We start from the raw sequence: 21,271 nt of genomic DNA, 5'->3' as shown, positions 1-21,271 counted from the left end.
GTCTTTTTCATAAATGTTAGGATTAGCAATGACTGATAATGCAACTATCTTGCAGCATGTACCAGTAGGCAAAAAAGTTGGGATTGCCTTCTCCGGAGGCCTAGACACTTCAGCTGCCTTATTGTGGATGAAACAAAAAGGCGCAGAACCTTATGCATATACTGCAAACTTAGGTCAGCCTGATGAAGATGACTACGATGCAATTCCAAAGAAAGCAGAACAATACGGCGCTGTAAAAGCTCGCTTAATTGACTGCCGCTTACAACTTGCGCTTGAAGGTATTGCTGCGATTCAGTGTGGTGCATTCCATATCAGTACAGGTGGTGTTCCTTATTTCAATACGACTCCACTCGGTCGTGCAGTAACAGGTACAATGCTAGTTACCGCAATGAAAGAAGATGATGTAAACATCTGGGGTGACGGTTCAACTTATAAAGGTAACGATATTGAACGTTTTTATCGTTATGGTTTGTTGACTAACCCGAATCTTAAAATTTATAAGCCTTGGTTAGATCAAAACTTCATCGATGAGCTCGGTGGCCGTGCAGAAATGTCACAGTTCCTGATCGACAACGGTTTTGACTACAAAATGTCAAAAGAAAAAGCTTACTCGACTGACTCAAATATGTTGGGTGCGACTCACGAAGCAAAAGATCTTGAATACCTAAATGCTGGTATCAAAATCGTTGACCCAATTATGGGCGTTGCTTTCTGGAAAGATGAAGTTGAAATTACTCCAGAAGAAGTGACTGTACGTTTTGAAGAAGGTGTACCTGTTGCATTAAACGGTCAAACTTTTGACAATCCGGTTGAGCTTATTCTTGAAGCAAACCGTATTGGTGGCCGTCATGGTTTAGGTATGTCTGACCAAATCGAAAACCGTATTATCGAAGCAAAATCTCGTGGTATTTATGAAGCACCGGGTATGGCTCTTCTTCATATTGCTTATGAGCGTTTGGTTACTGGTATTCATAACGAAGATACGATCGAACAATACCGCATTAACGGTTTACGTTTAGGTCGTTTACTTTACCAAGGCCGCTGGTTCGACTCTCAAGCACTTATGTTGCGTGAAACTGCACAGCGTTGGGTTGCTAAAGCGATTACTGGTGAAGTGACTCTTGAACTTCGTCGTGGTAATGACTACACCATCATGAACACTGAATCTCCAAACTTAACGTACGAAGCTGAACGTTTAACAATGGAAAAAGGCGATTCAATGTTTACGCCAATGGACCGTATTGGTCAGTTAACTATGCGTAACCTCGACATTACCGATACACGTGCAAAACTTGGTATCTATACAGATGCTGGTTTGCTTTCAATCGGCCAAGGTTCTGCTGTACCACAACTCGATAGCAAGAAAAAATAATTTTCTTACTTAATAAAAAAGCCACCGACAAAGGTGGCTTTTTTATTTCAAATATTTGTGCTCAAACAAGTTCTGCTACTTCCAAAGGTTGATAATAAATCTGGTTACGTCCAAGCTGCTTAGCCCGATATAAAGCTTGATCCGCAGCGTGAATTAATTTTTCCTGATTTACTTTAAAACCTTCTGTATAAACAGTAAAACCTAAACTAATCGTGACATGCTTAGAGACTAAAGATGCTGCATGAGGAATCGCTTGTCGCTCAATCGCTTTATAAATATTTGCAGCGACGGCATAGGCGCCTTGAGCAGGTGTTTTCGGTAACAGCACGACAAACTCTTCTCCACCATAACGGGCAACAAAATCAACATGCCGAATCGAATTTTTAATTGCAGCGGCAATAGATGAGATGACTTTATCCCCCATTTGGTGTCCATAAAAATCGTTATAATTTTTAAAAAAATCGATATCAATAAATAAAACAGCCAATGGACGCTTTTCTTGCTTTGCACGGTAGTAAAAAAAGTCGAACATCTCATCAAAAGTACGTCGATTTGAGATATTCGTCAGTGCATCCTGCTGGCTTAAATGAAGCAATTCAGATGCCTCAATACGTAAAATCTGTTCGTTAAGCTCAACAAGCTGATTATTTAAAAAAAGGCTTCTTTCTCTAGATGTAAGCATCGTGCTAATTGAAAAACCTAAAATACAACTTCCAAACAGCGCTCTTCCCAAAGCAATAAAATCACAATTGGCTTGCCATAAAATCAGTAGGGAAAAAACACAAAAGGCTGCTGTTAAACCTACATAAAGCATATGTAGAGGCTTTATTCCGCTTAAAATAAACCCCAGCATATATAAGAAGGAAAGTAGTAACATCGACTGGTTTTTAAGAGCGACATTTCCTACGCTAAGGAGCAAAATTGCATTGATAATGATGGTCAAAAATACAATGCCACATGCAGCGATATAAAAATATTCAGTGAGTTTTTTAAACTTTGCAAAAACCCAAAATAACAGTAGCGCACAAGCAATATTAATTGCACTCAGTAAGCAATAGATGAAGTCCCAAGTAATATAAGGCACCCCTATAACCAAATAGTCTGTAGGTAGAGCCAGCAATATGAAAATGAGATAGGTTAAAACGCCACTTGCTAAAAATTTTGAGATATTTTGTTTAGTTCGCTCAAGATTTAGACACCAGAATTTTTTTTCTAATTGATGTGGCAGAGGTATATTGGCATAACGATGGGTATGTAGAGTTACTAGATATTCTATTTCTTCTTTTGCTTTGAGTAATTCATGTACATTTCCCCTATTTGCCACTACTTGATTCCTGCCTCTCACACATTAACAAAATATAACATTATTTTTTAAGGCCTCTGGCGCTTTATTTTGCCATTTGTCCGTAATTCTCGTTACCATTTTCACACTTTATCGATTATCATTTGTTTTATTTCGAAGTTTGAACTGCCTTGGACTCTATTACCCTGCTCCAGCCAGATGACTGGCATGCACATTTACGTGATGGTTTAGCATTAAAACGTACTGTACCTGATTTGGCCAAACAATTTGCTCGTGCGATCTGTATGCCAAACCTTGTTCCACCTGTAAAAACTGTGGAAGAAGCACTGGCTTACCGTGAACGTATTCTTGCTCATGTTCCAGAGGGTCTTAACTTTGACCCACGTATGGTGCTTTATTTTACTGATTTCACCTCACCAGATGAAGTTCGTAAAATTAAAGAATCTGGACATGTAAATGCTATTAAACTTTACCCAGCAGGTGCGACCACCAATTCTGATAACGGTGTAAGTGACATTCGTAAAGTTTATGCAGTCATTGAGCAACTAGAAGAGCATCAAGTTCCGTTATTACTTCATGGTGAAGTGACTCATAACCACGTTGATATTTTTGACCGTGAAAAACGCTTCTTAGATGAAGTTTTATCACCGTTATTAAAACAGTTTCCAAAGCTTAAAGTGGTACTTGAACACATCACAACAAGCGATGCTGCACACTTTGTTTTAGAACAAGATCGCAATGTGGCTGCAACGATTACACCTCAGCATTTATTATTTAACCGTAATGATATGTTGGTTGGTGGTATTAAACCGCATTTCTATTGTTTACCAATTTTAAAGCGTCAAACTCACCAGACTACTTTGCTTGAAGTTGCAACGAGCGGTAACCCTAAATTTTTCTTGGGTACAGATAGTGCTCCTCACTCGCAAAATGCAAAAGAAAATGCGTGTGGCTGTGCGGGCTGTTATAGTGCGCCTAATGCAATTGAACTTTATGCTCAAGCATTTGATCAAGTAGGTAAACTAGAACGTTTAGAAGGTTTTGCTAGCCACTTTGGTGCAGACTTCTACGGCCTACCACGTAATACTTCTACGATTACTTTGGTAAAAGAAGATAACCTCGTTCCAGAATCTTTTGATTATTTAGATGATCAAAAAATTATCCCGCTGCATGCCGGGAAAATGCTGCAATGGAGAAAAGTGTGACACAAGAAACCTCTGTCCCGGTCATTGGCCAACGTTTTCGTGGCTTCTTACCTGTTGTTGTTGACGTTGAAACGGCAGGTTTTAATGCCCAGACAGATGCATTGCTAGAAATTGCGTGCATTCCAATTGTGTATGATGCTCAGGGACAATTTGTCCCTGGTCCAGCATTCCATGCGCATATTAACCCCTTTGAAGGGGCCAATCTCGATCGCCGTTCACTAGACTTTATTGGTATTGATCCATTCAATCCAATGCGTATTGCAATGGCTGAAGATGAGCGCACTGCATTACGCCGTATTTTTAAATCGGTGAATGAAGTCCGTAAACAGCAACATTGTACACATGCAGTCTTAGTGGGCCACAATGCGCATTTTGACCTTGGTTTTGTACAAGCAGCAATTGCGCGTACAAGTACAAAAAACCAAAACCCATTTCATAGTTTTTCAGTGATGGATACGGTTACTTTAAGTGCTGTTATGTTTGGACAAACTGTGCTTGCGAAAGCGTGTATTCAAGCTGGAATTGAGTTCGATGGCAAAGAAGCACACTCTGCTTTGTACGATACTCAGAAGACTGCTGAACTGTTTTGCTATATTTTGAACAAACTGTCGCCTTACCTCCTTGACAGTTTGGTGGCGGCTTCTTAAGATACCGCCATCCTCAACGTCCCTATCGTCTAGAGGCCTAGGACATCGCCCTTTCACGGCGGTAACCGGGGTTCGAATCCCCGTAGGGACGCCATATTCTCTTCTTATAAAATTCCTTTCTATTTTATTTTTATATTTCTAATTTTCTGTATTTCCAAATAAAATACACTTGTACATATATATCACCAATCCAGTATTTCCTTTACATAGATTTACAATATAATAATTCTTATTTTTATACTGATATTTATTATCAACAAGGTTTTAAATGGATCTTAAGCTTCGCCTCCTCTCCCTGAGCATCGCTCAACTCTGTTGTATCTCAAGTACTTTCGCAGAAACAGATCAGCCTTCAACCACACTCGCTACGATTAAGATTAAAGCTCAACAGGCAGCTGACCAAACTTATAAAGTCGATAGTTCAAGTAGCGCAACACGTAGTGAAATCGCCTTAAAAGATACGCCACAATCTGTCAGTGTAGTGACTCAAAAAGTAATTGAAGATATTGGCGCAACACGTTTGATTGAAGCGCTTGATTTAGCTGGCGGTGTTACTCGTGCTAATAACTTTGGTGGTCAAGGTCTAACAGGCTTTAATCTTCGTGGTTTCACTAGCGGTGAATTTTATCGTAATGGATTCCCAATTAACCGTGGTTATCCAAATGCTCCAGATAGTAACACTATTGAACGTGTAGACGTTTTACGTGGCCCCTCTTCTAGCTTATATGGCCGTGGTGACCCAGGTGGTACGTTTAACTTAATTTCTAAAACACCGAAGTCTGAGCAACAAACCACTTTAGGTGCTCAGCTCAGTAGTGAAGGTTTATATCGCACTACGGTAGATACCACAGGTACTATCCCTAATACAGAAAATATTGGTTATCGCTTAAATGTGATTGCAGAAGGCGGTGATAGTTATCGCGATCATGTCGAGTCCAAACGATATGGAATTGCACCAGTTATTCAATGGCAAGCTTCTGACGCAACAAAAGTTACTTTTGAAGCGGATATTTTACGAAATCAACATCCACTTGATCGTGGCCAAACACGTTATGCAGGCCAGAAGTCTTTTAATAGTTCACCCGAAACCTATTTGTGGGAAACAGGTAAATACAACAACCGACTCTACAATGATAACAATATGACTCAATTACGAGTCGAGCACGACCTTGGGAATGACTGGAGGCTAAATGCTGGTGTGCAATATTTAAATGGCAAATTGCATGGCTATGCGGTAGAGGCAAATGGCATTCAAGATGACGGAGAAACTTTAAACCGAAATTACAACTATCGCGAATTAAAATGGCAAGATACCGATGCCCAAATTAACCTTACAGGCAATTTCCAGCTTTTAGGTCTAGCTCATACTTTAGTGACTGGGCTTGAATACGAAAACTATGATTATAAGTCATATATTATTCGTTCAAGTAGTGATGTCGGTAGTTACCCTATTAATATTTATAATCCTATTTTAGGCCAACCGCTACCTGAGCTTAATCGGGTTACTACACATGACCGTGAAAACTTAAAAACAACTGCCCTTTTTGTACAAGACCAAATTGATTTAAATGAGCGCTTAAGCGCGCTACTGGGTTTACGTTTTGAGCACTACGAACATGATTACAAAAACCTATTACCGAATACTGCAAACTGGAATACCAGTCATGACGCATTTATTCCGCGTTTAGGTTTAGTTTTTAAAGCGCGTAATGACCTTTCAATCTATAGCAATGCTGCAAAATCTTTTAAACCTAACACTGGTGCTAGCCGTAATGGAGAGGGATTTGACCCAGAGGAAGGCATGGCTTACGAGTTAGGCTTTAAATGGCAAGCACTCGACAATATGCTATCGGTTGACTCTGCGATTTTTTATGCAAAAAAAGAAAATGTCTTAACTCTCGATCCTGTAGATTCAGCTTATAAAGTTACTGCTGGTGAAGTTCGTAGCCAAGGTATTGAGCTAAATGTTGCAGGACAAATCACTCCAGCTTGGAAAATTATTGGTGGATATGCCTATACAGATGCAGAAGTGACTAAAGATAACACCCTGAAAAAAGGAACCGCTTTAGCCAATATTCCAAAGAATAGTTTTAATCTGTTAAATATCTATGAATTTCAAGATGGCCCTTTACAAGGCTTAGGTCTGGGCATTAATCAAAAATATATTGATAAGCGTGCAGGTCAAACAGCCAATAGTACTTACACCATGAAAGGTTATGCTGTTACAGATTTAATTTCTTATTATCAGGCAACACCAAAACTTCGTATTAACTTAGATCTGAAAAATCTTTTTGACAAAGTTTACGATGAAAGTGCTTTCAATCTATATGCATATCCGGGTGAATCACGTACTGTTCAATTAGGTATGAGCTATACATTCTAAAAAAATGCGCCATTTCAGTTTTTGAAATGGCGCATCAGATTTATGCAGACTTACGTGAATTAACTTGTCCTTGAATCACCGCTTTAATATTGCCTTTGGCGTAATTTAAAAACACTACCAGTGGTGAAAGTTTTGGATTTGGCTTTTTACCCTTGCCAATCGTTTTAAATTGAGCGGCATACCAAATAATTTCCATAATTGCCATCTTATCGACAAAAGGTAAACCTGTTTTAATCGGTTTTACAGCATAGCGAACATCTTGCCCTGCAATTAAACGCTCAGTTAAATCAGTTTCTACTGCAAATGGACGAGCAATACCAATAAAGTCACATGCACCACTTTCAAGTGCGGCATTCATGCCTTCTACAGTACGGAAACCGCCTGTCACCATGAGTTTACACTTAACATGCTGGCGGATTTTCTCTGCAAAATCTAAAAAGTATGCTTCGCGCGCAATCGTACTTGCTTTACGTTTGTCGGCCTTAGCTCCAGCCATTGCTGGTGCCTCGTAAGTACCGCCTGAAATTTCAATTAAATCGATACCAGCTTCATCCACTGCTTTAAACACTGAAATAACGTCTTCTTCGCTAATACCACCACGCTGGAAATCAGCCGAGTTAAGCTTCACTGAAATGATAAAATTATCTGAAGTTGCTTCACGTACCGCTTTATAAACTTCTAGTAAAAAACGAGTACGATTCTCAACTGAACCGCCCCACTGATCTGTACGCTTATTGGTTAATGGCGATAAAAACTGGCTAATTAAATAACCATGTGCGCCATGTAATTGTACTCCCTCAAAACCTGCTTTTTCACAAATGTGAGCTGCTGTCGCAAAACGTTTAATAATATCTAGAATTTCGTCATGAGTAAGTTCACGTGGCGTTCCAAACATGGTTGCTAAAGCTGGGCTAAAAGGTACGGCTGAAGGCGCTACAGTTTCTTTATTTAAACCTTTTGGACACTGACGACCTGGATGCGATAATTGAATCAACTGAACCATGCCATATTTTTTACCTAATGCCGCCCATTCTTTTAAGCGCTCTAGGTCGCGTTCAGTTTCAATAACAACAACACCTGGTTCATTTTTTGCGCCGGCATTTACCATGACGTTGCCAGTAATGGCACAGCCAAGCTCACCTTTTGCCCATGCACCATATAAACCCAAATGTAAGTCATTTGGTTGGCCTTCATAATTTGCAAGTGCCTCACTCATTGCACCTTTAATAATTCGGTTTTTAAAGGTGGTATTGCGAATTGTGATGGGTTCAGCAATCTGGTTCATGGTTAACCTCTGTTCTTTGAATTTTAGAGCAATTACTCTAATTTAAATGAGTTATTGGGCATGTCAAGTCATAATCGATAACTGACAATAGCACATGTCAATTTTAAAAAATATAAAAATATGCAACTTTTTGCATAAAATAAAGATATTAATTATTTTATTAAAAAACAATTAATTAATATCTTTATTTTAGAGAGATGCTCTAATTAACTGTCTGGTATATTCAGTCTGAGGCCTAGAAAATAGAAGTTCAGTTTCCTGATATTCAACAACTTTTGCATGACGTAATACCATCACTTTGTGGCAAAGTGCTTTTACTATATTGAGATCATGACTAATAAAAATATAACTTAACTGCTCAGTTTGCTGTAATTGTCTCAACAACTTGATCATGGCTTTTTGCGTGGTTCGATCTAAGGCAGAGGTAGGTTCATCCAAAATTAAAAGTTTAGGCTGAACCACTAAAGCTCTAGCTAAGGCGACACGTTGACGTTGTCCCCCAGAAAGTTCATGTGGGTAACGATGTTGAAAATCTTCAGCCAATTCAACTTTTACCAACACAGATTCAATTTGCTGCTTTATCTCCTCATCATCCACCACTTTTAACTTTAGCCCTTCCGCAATAATCTGCCCTACTGTCATACGCGGGTTTAAGCTACCAAAAGGGTCTTGGAATACAAGTTGAAAATCTGATCTCATCAAGCGTAGGGCTTTAGGCTGTAGCTGATTTAAATCTTGACCTAAGAAAACAATCTGTCCTTTGCTCTGAATAAGCTGAACCAAAGCGAGGGCTAACGATGACTTACCCGCACCACTTTCACCAACCAGCCCAAGTGATTCACCTTGAGCAAGATCAAAACTCAAATCTTCTATTGCGGTGAAATACCCTTGAATGCGATTTAAAATTCCTTTTCTTATAGGAAACCGCACGCTGAGCTGTCGAACTGATAAAACATTCTGTTGAGCGGGTCTAGACTCTACACTTCCAAAATCATGATCTAATAATTGTGCTGTATAACTAGTTTTAGGATTTACAAAGATTTGGCTCAGTTCACCTTGCTCTACTACACGCCCACTTTGCAATACAATAAGTTTCTCAGCATAGCGATGTACTAAATTGAGGTCATGGCTAATTAAAATAAGTGCCATCCCATATTTGCTTTGCAAAGATTTTAATAGCTCTAAAATCTGTATCTGTAAAACCACATCCAACGCAGTAGTAGGCTCATCAGCAATCAAAATTTTAGGCCGAAGCGCCAATGTCATCGCGATCATGACACGTTGTCTTTGCCCACCAGAAAGCTCATGCGGATAACGGTTTAAAATTTGTTCTGGTTCAACAATTCCCACATCTTTTAGCAGTTCAACTATTTGCTGCCGGACTTCAAGTTTTGAAAACCCAGATAAAAGAAGATTTTCCCCTATAATTTTTTCAACCCGATGGAGCGGATTTAACGCAGTAGCAGGCTCTTGAAAAATCATAGCGATTTGTCGACCACGTAAATTTGATTGAGCTCTTTCATCTAGCTCAAGCATGTTTTGTGAGCCAAACCAGACCCGACCTGTTACTTCTAATTTTTCTTGTAGCAACCCCATTATTGCTAAGCAGCTCATCGATTTACCTGAACCACTTTCGCCCACAACAGCCAGTGTTTCACCTTCACTTAAGTAAAAATTCAGATGTTCCAATAAAACCTTTTGGTCTTTGGTCTGAACCGAAAGTTGCTCTACTTTTAATAATGCTAAAGCGGGATTTAAGTTATTTTCTTGGGTCAAACGCTTCACGGGCTGCCTCCCCAATATAAATTAAAAGTGAAAGAACAATAGCCAGACTAAAAAAGCCTGAAATTGCCAACCATGGCGCATCTAAATTATTTTTACCTTGTAGTAATAATTCACCTAAAGAGGCCGCATCGGGTGGTAGTCCATATCCTAAAAAATCAAGAGCGGTTAAAGCGCTAATATTGGTCGTTAAAATAAAAGGTAACTGAGACAAACTCGAACTGATCGCATTTGGCAAAATATGCCTAAAAATAATCGCGTGATCAGTCACTCCCAAAACTTGGGCTGCACGAACGTAATCAAGCTGGCGTGCTTTTAAAAACTCTGCCCTAACAATGCCCACCAAAACAGTCCAGCCGAAAAACAACATAATGAAAAATAGCCAATATACATTTGGAACAAACATACTGACTAAAATCATGACTATAAAAAGCATGGGTAAGCCATTCCAGACTTCAACCAAACGTTGCCCCAATAAATCGACCCAGCCGCCATAATAGCCTTGAATAGCGCCTACCGTAATTCCAAATAAAGCAGAACAAAAGGTTAAGGCTAAGCCAAAAAGCAACGATACTCTTAAGCCATAAAGAATACGGGCAAAAACGTCCCTTCCTTGATCATCTGTTCCCAACCAGTTTTGCTTGGAAGGTGGTGATGGCACAGGAACGGCCAAATCTAAATTGGGCGTTTGATATGAAAATTGAATGAGGGGCCAAACTGCCCATCCCTTAGTATTAATAAGCGCTTGTACAGCAGGGTCTTTATAATCAGCTTCTGTTTCAAACACTCCACCAAACGTCGTTTCCGGATAAGTTTTCAACACAGGCAAATAGTAAGAATCTTCATACTTCACTAACAGCGGTTTATCGTTAGCAATCAACTCCGCGGCTAATGACAAAAACAAAATTAGACTAAATAAAATAAAGCTGGCCCAGCCCAATTTATGCTGTCTAAAACGCTGTAATCGTGTTCGCACAATCAAAGACATTATTTGCCTCCTTGCGCATCAAAGTGAATTCGTGGATCAATCCATTGGTACAACACATCACAAACGAGACGTAAAATTAGGCTAAATAAAGTAAAGAAAAATAAAACACCAAAAATAACAGGATAATCACGTTGGACAATAGCTTCAAAGCCCAACAAACCCACCCCATCTAGGTGAAAGATAATTTCTACAAATAGGTTACCTACAAAGAAGATACCAGCTAACGCTTCTGGCAATCCTGCGAGCACAACTAAAATGGCATTACGAAAGACATGCTTATATAAGACCTGTTGGCTGTTCAACCCTTTTGCATAGGCTGCCAAAACGTAGGGTTTATTGAGTTCTTCTAAAAATGAATATTTAGTTAAATAGGTTAAACTGGCAAAACCGCCTAATACCATGGTAATGAGTGGCAGAGTCATATGCCATAAATAATCGGTAACTTTGCCCCAAAGACTGAGTTGATGGAAGTTATCTGAGACTAAATTTTGTAATGGAAACCATTGAAAATAAGATCCACCTGCAAAAAAAACAACTAACAAAATGGCAAATACAAAACTTGGTACAGCGTACCCCACCACAAGCACTAAAGAAGTGGATCGATCAAACCAAGAGCCCTGCTGTTTTGCCTTTTTAATTCCCAGCGGAATAGAAATGAGATAAATGAGCAAAGTACTCACCAACCCAAGCGAAATCGAAACAGGCATTTTTTCCCACAACAATTGCACGACAGATTTATCTTTAAAGAAACTTTGTCCAAAATCTAAAGTTAAATAGCCTTTTAACATTAGAAAAAATCGTTCAGGAGCAGAACGATCAAAGCCGTACTGAGCCTTAATTTGCTCAAGCATTTCAGGGCTTAAACCTTGAGCACCTTGATAATAAGTTTCTGCACTCAATGCACGGCCAATTCCCAAATCGCTTTGTGCCTGATGTATTGCTTGCTCAACTGGTCCACCCGGTGCAATTTGCACAACCACAAAATTAATCAATAAAATGACGAATAATGTGGGAATCATTAAAAGAAGTCGCTTGAGAATATATGAACCCATATAACAGGATTTCCTTTATGGCAGGTGCTTTTTATTGTTGATGTAAATATTTGGCAACTTTTTTGGCTTTGTTTGCATCACTCCACCAATATTCTATCCCAGAAGAAAGTGCTGGTTTAACTTTAGGTTGTTGATACATATTCCAATAAGCATACCAGTTTTCACCTTTACCATAGGTCGGGATTTGATAATAACCAGCTCTAAGCAATCGATCGAGAATGCGAGTATAAATAACCTGCTGTTCACGATTTTTACTCGCAACGAGTTTTGAAATCACTTGATCAATTACTGGATTGCGAATTCCAGCATAATTGTAATTTCCATCCTGAGCTGCGGCGATACTCCCCCAAAATTGAGTCTGTTCATTTCCCGGATTGAGAGATTGCGGCAAATTCATTGTGGTCATATCAAAATCGTAACGGCGAGTTCGTTCTAAATATTGCGGAGCATCAACCTGACGTAAATTAACAGCAATGCCTAATTTTTTTAAGTTACGAATAAAAGGTAGAAGTGTTCGTTGTTTACCATCTTGCTGAATTAAAAACTCAAGCTGAACTTTCTTTTCCTCAGGTGTAAATAGCTGCCCTTCTTTAATTTTATAGCCAGCTTGTATAAGCAATTGGCGCGCAGTTAATAAATTCTGACGGTTAAATCCACTCGCATCTGACACTGGGTATTTCCAGTTTGCTAAAACACCTTGTTGCATAAGTGGAGATAACTTAGGCAATAACGGTTTTAACAACTCTAATTCAGTTTTTGAAGGTCGACCTGTTGCTGCTAATTCACTATTTTCAAAATAACTTTGTAGGCGCTGATATTGTCCATAAAACAAAGCTTTATTCTGCCATTCAAAGTCATAGGCATAGGTTAAGGCTTGTCTAAAACGAATATCATTTAAAGGTTTTCGTCGCGTATTAAAAACATAGCTTTCAGTGGCGATAGGATTATGATGACGAAACTTATATTGAGTAACCAACCCTGCTTTTACGGCTGGAAACCGGTAATCAGTTACCCATTTTTTAGGATTAGTTTCTTCATGCAAAGTGTATTGCCCAGATTTAAATCCTTCAAAAGCAATATCCCAATTTCGATAATAGACATATTTTAATCGGTCAAAGTTATAACGCCCCTTATTAATAGGTAAATCTTTTGCCCAATAATTTGGGTTCCGTTTATAACTGATGCTTCTGCCCGGATCAATTCGTTCAACCACGTAAGGTCCCGAACCAACAATCGGTTGTAAGGTAATTCGGCTAAAATCTCTTTTTTGCCAATCTACTTTTGAATAAATGGGTAAGGTTGCCAAAATGAATGGCATTTTAGGGTTATGTGTAGACTTAAAACTAAACTTTACTTGATGAGCATTTATTACTTCTGTTTTTGCTAAATCAGCAAGGTACATTTGCAAACCTAAATTAGACTTCGTCTGATAAGCATCAAAACTAAATTTAACATCCACCGCAGTGACCGGCTGTCCATTACTAAAACGCGCCTTAGGGTTTAAATAGAAAGTCACTGATTGCGTTTTTTCTGGGTCAAAACTCACTTTCTGTGCCAAAAGCGGATATAAAACCCCGACCTCATCAAGTGATTGAGTCATTAAGGTATCAAAAAGATAATTCACGCCTTCTGTAGCATTCCCCTTACCATTCATACTATTGAGGTTATCAAAAGTTCCTTGAGCTGCCTGACTTAATAGGCCACCTTTAGGGGCATTTGGGTTTGCATATGGCATAGCTATCATTTCTAAATACTTAGGCTTAGAATGAATCGCTATATATGAAGTGGTTTGTTGTGCAGAAAAAACACTATGGGAAATGACACTGAGCCCGACTAGCAGGCTCAGTTGAAAATTTAATTTATGCATAAATGACTAATTATTTTACAAATTAGGCACTTTAATCACATCACCAATGCGAAGCTGAGTAGAAGGCGTTAAATTATTCAGCTCAGCCAATAAATTGGTTTCTAAACCATATTTACTCGCAAGGCCGATTAAGGTATCACCACGCTTCACTTTGTATTCCACGACAGTTTTTGGAATCACAATATTCTGACCGCGCTGTAAGTTAGCATTTGCTTTTAATGCATTCATTTCAGCCAGTTCACGCACTGAAACACCAGCGCGGCTCGCGATACTATTTAAAGACTCACCAGATTTAACCGTATATCTTTCAGTATTTTTACCAGCGGCAACCGTTTTAGTTGAAGACTTAGTATCTGCTTTAGCTGTTTCAACTGTAGGCACATCACCCGTTAGCTTTAAACGCTGCCCCACACGAACGCTACTGTTGCGTGAAAGACCATTTAATGAAGCAAGGTAGTCCAACTGTAAGTGGTAGCGATTAGCGATATTACCTAAGCTATCACCAGATTTAACTGTATAAGTTTCCGGTGTTTCTTCTTTGGCGTTTTTAGAAGATTTAGTTGGCGCTTCTTCAACCGTACCTGTTAGTTTTAAGCGTTGACCAGCACGCAAACCAGCAGTACGAGACAAACCGTTTAGGTCAGCCAAATAGCTTGTTTGCAAATTATATTTACTCGCAATCGCATTTAAGCTATCGCCAGACTGTACAACGTATTGTTCTGGAACACTTAAGCCTGCCGGTACTTTTAAAGTTTGACCAAGCTGTAGATGGCTATTTGCTTTTAAGTTATTTAACTCGGCTAACTCAGCCAAGCTAATTTTTGATTTAGTTGCAATACTCGATAAAGTATCACCACGTTGTACTTTATAGCCTTCTGTTTTATAAGAAACACTTGCTGATGCTTTCTCAGATTTACTAGAAGCCTTAGTTTCAGCAACTTCATCTACAGAAATATCTTGTGTAGGCACATTAATTTTTTGGCCTACCATCAAGTTGCTACCGGCAGTTAACCCTGGAGTTAATTCAGCAAGTTCCTGATTAGAGAGCGCATAACGATCTGCAATCAATTTAAGATATTCACCGCGCTTCACAGTATAGCTTTTAGTTGCTATACGTTTTGCACTTGCCTGAATAGCTTTCGGTTCTACTTTAGCACTTGAGCGACTATTTTTTGGTTCTTTTAACTGTAGTTTTTGCCCAACAAATAAGCCATCAGTCACTGATAAATCGTTATATTCAGCCAATTGTCTTACTGACAAATTAAACTGGTTAGCCACACCGCTTAAGCTATCGTTAGCCTGAACGACATATACATCTGGTTTAGCTGTGCTTTTTGAAGTCGTTTGAGTTTCTTGTGGCTTAGCATCATAAAGGTAAAGCGTTGAACCAACATATAACGTCTTTTCAGGATCAATCTGGTTCCACTTAGCAACATCGCGCCAGTTTACGCCGTTTTTCATCGCAATAACGGCTAAAGTATCACCCGGTAAAACTGTATAGGTACTACGTTTGCCTTTTGGCTGTACAACCACTACATCTGTATCAGTTTTAATGTAAGGCTTGTCTTTATTGCGCTGCCCATCTTCAGAGTTAGCTACAGTCACATCTTCAGCTAAAGTTTTTGGATATGCAAAACCTTTACTTACTTCTTTACCTTGTTGCTCTGCAACTGATTGGCTTGTTTGAATCGCAGTTAACTTAATTTTGCCATCATAAGGATCAACAATTTCTGTTCCTTGTGGTGCAATAGCTTTTAACTCAGCAACTACTTGATCTTTTTCAGCCTGCGTTGGTTGTGGCTCTAAAGCTTGTTGAACTGTTTCTTTCTCACCTTCAGCTCGAACTGCCGCTAAAATCTTTTCACGTTCTGCAGCCGAGATTGGTGGCTCTGTCTTCACTTGCTTAATATTTGCCGCAGGTGTCACAGCAACAGGAATACGTGGAGCACTTGGTACATCAGCCGAAGCTGCAAACGCGGCTAAAGCATCAGACCCACGAGGAGTTGAAGTTTTTACCGTGGTAGAGCTACTCGTTGTTTTAGTAGGTGTAGACGGTTTAACCGGTTGAACCTGATTTGCAGGCGTGGTTTTAATTGTCACAGATGTTGAAGCACTTACATCTGGCTTAGATGGTGAGGTCACATTTGCCCACCAACCTGAACCACCGCCTGACTTCATACCTTTTAATTTATTATCAATTGAAGGACTTAAATCGGCTGGAATCAAGATACGCATTGGACTCGCTGGGTCTACCATTTCACCACGATATCCCGGGTTTAATGCATAGAGTTCCGAACGACTTAATCCAGCTACAGAAGCAATTTCATTTAAAGATAAAGGTGCAGATAAAGTCACTTCACGGAAATGGGGTCTATTTGCAATTGGTGGTAAAGAAATACCGTAAGCTTTTGGATTTTTAATAATTTGGGCAACAGCCAAGAAACGAGGAACATAGTTCATGGTTTCTTGAGGTAATTTTAAAGACCAATAATCAGTTGGTAAACCTGCTGCCTGATTTCGGTTAATTGCTTGTTGAATACGTCCCGGTCCAGCGTTATAGGCTGCTAAAGCAAGCTCCCAAGAACCGAATTGGTTATATAAGCTTCCTAAAAACTCATAGGCAGCACGAGTCGACTCAACAACATCTCGACGGCCATCATACATGCCTGTTTGCTTTAAGCCATAAATACGGCCAGTACTCGGAATAAACTGCCATAAACCTGCTGCTGCAGCACTACTTGTTGCAGCTGGGTCATATGAACTTTCAATTACAGGTAAGAGTGCAAGTTCTGTCGGCAAACCACGGCGTTCAGCTTCTTTAACTGTATGGTACAAATAACGACTTGCGCGGGCACTTAAACGATCAAGATAAGGCTGACGAGAAATAAACCAACTACGCTGAGCTTCAATACGTGAATCCCAATGGTTCAAATCCATTTTGAAACCAACAGACATACGTTTCCAGACATCACCGTGCTTTAAAATAAGCAGGCGGTCACCCTCTACAGCACGCATATCAGTTGCTGAAAGTAAGTCTTCCAATGAATCAAGACTACTCGCATCTAAATAACCTGCACCACTGACCTGTTTCGATTTTGAGGTTTTTGCAGATTGCGGAGTCGATGAACAGCCTGTTGTAATACCCAACGCAGCTAACGCAGAGCTAAGTACGGTAATTTTAAACAATGATGCTGCAGATGGCTGCCACACAAATGTGGTTGGTTTATACATAAAAACTTCCAAACAACTCGCGTAATATTTTTTTGGGGTCTGCCCACAAACCCTAGGTCTTCGATGCCATTGTAGTAAAGCATGCAAGATAGACAAGGCAATAATTTAATGTCATTTGCATGGAAATGTTACAAGAAATTAAAAAAACCTTGCTTTGATACGATGGAACCGAACTTTTTGCGTATACAATACACCATATTCAGTTCTTTTTCTTTTAGTTTAGGTTTCGATTTATGTCTCAAACAATCACACTGTATGTTGATGGTGCATGTCGTGGCAATCCGGGTTTAGGTGGTTGGGGCGCATATGTCATTACTGAGCAGGGTGAACATAAATTATTTGGCGGTGAGCCTGATACGACCAATAACCGTATGGAACTCACTGCTGCCATTGAAGGTGTTTCATTTTGCCCAGCCGATGCACATTTGATTATCTGGACAGATTCAAATTATGTGAAGCAAGGTATTACTGAGTGGATTCATGGCTGGAAAAAGAAAAATTGGAAAGATGTAAAAAATCCTGACCTTTGGCAGAAATTAGATGCTGTCTGCGCAGGTAGAAATATTGAGTGGAACTGGATTAAAGGCCATGCAGGACACCCAGGCAATGAAATGGCAGACCAGCTTGCTAATTTAGGTGCAGACAAAACTGCGAAAGAACTCAAGCAACCACAGTCTGCCACTGTATCGCAAGATATAAAAAAGCCTGAACAGGACTGGTTGCTAGATGACCCTTTCGGGTTTGATCTGGCTGACGCAACAGAAGAAGAAAATATTCATCTTGAAGCATCTGAAGAAGTTGAGATGATTATTGTGGAAGAAGAAATTATTGAAGTTGAAACTGCCGAACAAGAAAGTAAGCAGCCAACCAATAACATTCATCCTCAAATCGTTGTGACCGAAGCCAAATTAAAATTACAAGGCCCTCGACAACTGATTCTCGATACGGAAACTACTGGTTTTTATTTCCAAGATGGCGACCGCATTATTGAGGTGGGTGCGATTGAGATGATTAACCGTAAGCTTACGGGTAGCTCGATTCATATTTATATTAACCCACAAAAACCAGTGGGAGACTCAGAAAACATCCACGGTATCAGTGATGATTTCTTAAAAGATAAACCGCTCTATGCAGACATTGCTGACACCTTATTTGACTATCTCAAAGGTGCAGAGATTATTGCCCATAACGCGACCTTCGATATGAACTTCCTTGATATGGAGTTTAAACGCGTAGGGCTTCCTGCACTTTCTGAAGTATGTGAGGTAACAGATACTTTAGCTTTAGCGAAAAACAAACATCCGGGACAAAAAAACTCCCTTGATGCGCTTGTAAGACGTTATGAAATTCCAGCACGTGACCGTACTTTCCACGGCGCATTACTCGATGCTGAAATTCTTGCTGATGTTTACTTGGCAATGACTGGTGGTCAGGTTTCTTTTGATATAGATGCCTTATCTCAGAGTGAAAATAGCCAGCAAACAACCAATAGAAGCAGAGTTCAAATTGACCTCCCTGTAATTTACCCTTCAGATGAAGAGTTAAATACACATGAGACTTGGGTCAAAGAATATGAGGAAAAACACGGAGAACCTTGCCTTTTTGCAAAATAAATTTTTGATTCTTTAGTGTTTTTAGCTTTTCCCCTTTGTAAGTTAAGTTATATTAGTCGCATAGATTTTTAGCTCAAGTTATTGAGCACTACGAATATAACAATTGATTTTTTGCAAAGGGGAACGTTTATGTCTGAGCATACGTCGATTCATTTCGATCCAACAGCTTTACTCATCATTAAACATGAAATTGATCGTTCAATAAAATTGGTTGAAGGTGCGGTAAGTACCTTAATTGAAGAACAGGCTCTCCCTTTTGGTATTGATGATGCATTAGAACAATTTAAACAATGCACTCAAGTTCTACGTTTAATTGATGTTCCTTATCTTGCAAAAATCACTCAATATTCGACTGAGTTGATGCAAAAAATTATTGCGAATCCAACCCAAATTAATACGGATGATGTGGTTGCCCTAAGCGAAGGCACGACCATGGTAAAGCGCTATATTGAATTTATCTGTTTGCGTGAAATACAAGTTCCACAATTTCTTCTTACGACCTTAAATAATTTAGAATTAGCTTTGAATAAGCCCCTGACTACATTGGGACAAGCTATTGTTCCTTTACTTGCAAATACTTCGCTTGAACTACCCTTGCCTGAAATATTAATTAGTGAAAAAACTCAGTTTATCCATCAACTCTACAAACTATCTCTCCATCAATTTTTAAAAAAGACAGCATCAGCTCAGAATTTTCAAGCCTTTAAACTTATTGCAACCTATTTGGTCAGCATGGCGAACACTCAGCCAAGCCAAAAATATTGGCAGCTCGTCAATTACGCTTTTAACCATATTGATGACTTACTTTTAAATGATTCACGCCTACGTGTACTGATTAATATTGAAAGTCATATTGCTCTATTTTTGGCAGCACCCGAAAGTTTTGAACCTAATTTAGCGGCATTTGCAGATATTTTAAGTATTGTTATTGCTCAAGAAGATGAAATTGCTCACCTTATTCGTAACCAACTTCATATTGGTGATGAAACACCGACTGATACTCAATTACTCGTTTTAAGTCGCCATCTTTTTGGTCCTGACTTTGACACGATGCACACTGTCAGCCAATTAATCTTGGATGAAATGAATAAGGTGCGGAACGATATTGAATACAACTATCAAAATATGTCGCCTGAAAAAGCACAGCAACTACAAGCGAGCCTTTTACAACTAGCTCATACCTTTAAACTTCTAAACCTTGATGAAGCCGCATCTGCTCTTTCTCAACAAGCCAGCAGTTTAAGCCAACTTAACATTTTAAGTGATGAAAACTATGCTCAGCAGCTGATGAACAGCATTTTATCTGCTATGAACTCAATTGGTATTTTGGTACGCAATTACACGTCAAATCGTCTACAACTTAGCGTGAATAATACGGCTATTTCTTTAGATCGTCTTGATGAAGCTCATCAAGCTTTGCTTACCGAGACAAAAAATTTAATTGATTTTATCTGTCAGAGTCTTACGTTGTATGCCAATGACCAAAGACAAAATATTGAAGCCATTGCAGGTTCATTAAAAGAGTTAGCAGGTGCAGCCGAATTTTTAGGAAGCACGGCTCAACAACATGCTTTACTCCAAACTGCCCAATTTGTTCAAGAGCAACTTGAACAAAACCAGCCTTTTAATACAGACCAAATTCACTGTATTTTTAACGTATTAGCAGGCATTGACATGTTAGTTGACAATTTAAAAAATAAACAACCTGTTCTACAATCCATGTTTAATGTAGCATTGTCGAGTAGTCAACAACTTCAAAAAAAGGCAGCTTAATGTCTGAATTATCACTTGCTTATATTTTCCATCATCAACAATTACTGGTTGACCAGAATCTCCAACTACCCAAAGTCGAAAAGTTAGCAAGTGATTTACTTTTCACTCATGATGAGCAGGTCATTGCACGTGACTTGCTTGCTGAGGAACCTATCCCCGAAGGCTTACAACTTGTCCCAATTCGCCAGCTTATTACCAGCTGGTCGAAAGAACAGTTTTTGCAAGCGAGCCGTGCTGTTCAATTACTTGAATGGCGACGTAACCATAAGTTTTGTAGCCACTGTGGACATCCGACAGAAGTTCATCCAACCGAATATGCAATGGTATGCCCTTCTTGTCGCTACCACCAATATCCTCGTGTAAACCCTTGCATTATTACCGTCATTACTCGTGGTGATGATGAAATCTTGCTGGCTAAGTCAGTTCATAACAAAACCAATATGTATGGTTTGATTGCAGGTTTTGTTGAGGTAGGCGAAACACTTGAAGAGGCAGTACAACGTGAAGCCTTTGAAGAAGTCGGTTTAAAACTTAAAAATATTCAGTATATGTCCAGCCAGCCTTGGCCATTCCCAAGTAACCTTATGGTGGCATTTCGGGCAGAATATGAGTCGGGTGAAATTAAGCTTCAAGAAGAAGAAATTGCAGATGCCCAATTCTTCAAAATTGATCAATTACCTGAGATTCCGTTTAAAGGAAGTATTGCTCATTCAATGATTATGCAGATTACCCAAGCTGGGTAATCTGCCGTGTTTTAAACGAGACTCTCG

The 21,271-nt window shown here is 39.3% G+C and carries 14 protein-coding genes and 1 tRNA gene; 8 read left to right on the top strand and 7 right to left on the bottom strand.

From position 1 onward, the window contains the following. The first annotated feature begins 13 nt into the window (after positions 1-13). Positions 14-1,372 carry an argininosuccinate synthase gene (gene argG, locus ACTJJH_RS10645; protein ID WP_014206117.1) on the top strand — a complete coding sequence of 453 codons (1,359 nt, stop codon included), beginning with the start codon at positions 14-16 and terminating at the stop codon, positions 1,370-1,372. Between the two features lie 61 nt (positions 1,373-1,433). Here argG and ACTJJH_RS10640 read toward each other — a convergent pair whose 3' ends face one another. Next, on the bottom strand, positions 1,434-2,696 hold the full coding sequence (locus ACTJJH_RS10640) for a GGDEF domain-containing protein (protein ID WP_440601112.1): 1,263 nt from the start codon (positions 2,694-2,696) through the stop codon (positions 1,434-1,436). A gap of 149 nt (positions 2,697-2,845) precedes the next feature. Between ACTJJH_RS10640 and pyrC the strand changes: the two genes are divergently transcribed. The 4 genes from pyrC to ACTJJH_RS10620 all read left to right on the top strand — a co-directional run bounded on the left by pyrC (position 2,846) and on the right by ACTJJH_RS10620 (position 6,910). Beyond that, the gene (pyrC, locus tag ACTJJH_RS10635; protein WP_078224708.1) at positions 2,846-3,880 is read left to right on the top strand and encodes a dihydroorotase; all 1,035 of its coding nucleotides are present in this window, start codon (positions 2,846-2,848) and stop codon (positions 3,878-3,880) included. Then, positions 3,865-4,527 carry a ribonuclease T gene (gene rnt, locus ACTJJH_RS10630; protein WP_002117536.1) on the top strand — a complete coding sequence of 221 codons (663 nt, stop codon included), beginning with the start codon at positions 3,865-3,867 and terminating at the stop codon, positions 4,525-4,527. The genes pyrC and rnt overlap by 16 nt, the downstream gene beginning before the upstream one ends. 18 nt (positions 4,528-4,545) lie before the next feature. Beyond that, positions 4,546-4,621 (top strand) — tRNA-Glu (locus tag ACTJJH_RS10625). A gap of 174 nt (positions 4,622-4,795) precedes the next feature. Continuing rightward, on the top strand, positions 4,796-6,910 hold the full coding sequence (locus ACTJJH_RS10620) for a TonB-dependent siderophore receptor (protein ID WP_440601111.1): 2,115 nt from the start codon (positions 4,796-4,798) through the stop codon (positions 6,908-6,910). Positions 6,911-6,950: 40 nt separating this feature from the next. Here ACTJJH_RS10620 and ACTJJH_RS10615 read toward each other — a convergent pair whose 3' ends face one another. The 6 genes from ACTJJH_RS10615 to ACTJJH_RS10590 form a co-directional block, all read right to left on the bottom strand. Next, the gene (locus tag ACTJJH_RS10615; protein ID WP_206218368.1) at positions 6,951-8,195 is read right to left on the bottom strand and encodes an NADH:flavin oxidoreductase/NADH oxidase family protein; all 1,245 of its coding nucleotides are present in this window, start codon (positions 8,193-8,195) and stop codon (positions 6,951-6,953) included. A gap of 189 nt (positions 8,196-8,384) precedes the next feature. Next, entirely contained in the window at positions 8,385-9,980 is a 1,596-nt protein-coding gene (locus ACTJJH_RS10610) for an ABC transporter ATP-binding protein (protein WP_057066806.1), read from the bottom strand. Next, positions 9,955-10,965, bottom strand: a complete 1,011-nt coding sequence (locus ACTJJH_RS10605; protein ID WP_016802551.1) for an ABC transporter permease — start codon at positions 10,963-10,965, stop codon at positions 9,955-9,957. The genes ACTJJH_RS10610 and ACTJJH_RS10605 overlap by 26 nt, the downstream gene beginning before the upstream one ends. Continuing rightward, entirely contained in the window at positions 10,965-12,017 is a 1,053-nt protein-coding gene (locus ACTJJH_RS10600) for a microcin C ABC transporter permease YejB (RefSeq protein WP_057066807.1), read from the bottom strand. The genes ACTJJH_RS10605 and ACTJJH_RS10600 overlap by 1 nt, the downstream gene beginning before the upstream one ends. 31 nt (positions 12,018-12,048) lie before the next feature. Further along, positions 12,049-13,884 (bottom strand): extracellular solute-binding protein, encoded by a 1,836-nt coding sequence (locus ACTJJH_RS10595; protein WP_440601110.1) that lies wholly within the window; start codon positions 13,882-13,884, stop codon positions 12,049-12,051. Positions 13,885-13,899: 15 nt separating this feature from the next. After that, positions 13,900-17,115 carry a LysM peptidoglycan-binding domain-containing protein gene (locus ACTJJH_RS10590; RefSeq protein WP_440601109.1) on the bottom strand — a complete coding sequence of 1,072 codons (3,216 nt, stop codon included), beginning with the start codon at positions 17,113-17,115 and terminating at the stop codon, positions 13,900-13,902. Positions 17,116-17,348: 233 nt separating this feature from the next. Here ACTJJH_RS10590 and dnaQ point away from each other — a divergent pair, with 233 nt between their 5' ends. From dnaQ to nudC, 3 genes are all read left to right on the top strand, one after another. Further along, positions 17,349-18,728, top strand: coding sequence for a DNA polymerase III subunit epsilon (gene dnaQ / locus ACTJJH_RS10585; RefSeq protein ID WP_032063866.1), 1,380 nt, complete (start codon positions 17,349-17,351; stop codon positions 18,726-18,728). Positions 18,729-18,857: 129 nt separating this feature from the next. Continuing rightward, positions 18,858-20,501 carry a chemotaxis protein gene (locus ACTJJH_RS10580; protein WP_440601108.1) on the top strand — a complete coding sequence of 548 codons (1,644 nt, stop codon included), beginning with the start codon at positions 18,858-18,860 and terminating at the stop codon, positions 20,499-20,501. After that, positions 20,501-21,244, top strand: a complete 744-nt coding sequence (gene nudC, locus ACTJJH_RS10575) for an NAD(+) diphosphatase (protein ID WP_005070517.1) — start codon at positions 20,501-20,503, stop codon at positions 21,242-21,244. The genes ACTJJH_RS10580 and nudC overlap by 1 nt, the downstream gene beginning before the upstream one ends. Positions 21,245-21,271 lie beyond the last annotated feature (27 nt).

Origin of the sequence: Acinetobacter sp. 22301 (genome assembly GCF_052045285.1) — a bacterium.
Lineage (GTDB): Bacteria > Pseudomonadota > Gammaproteobacteria > Pseudomonadales > Moraxellaceae > Acinetobacter > Acinetobacter pittii.
Note: the sequence above shows the minus strand (reverse complement) of the source record. Positions and strands in the feature narration are given on the sequence as shown.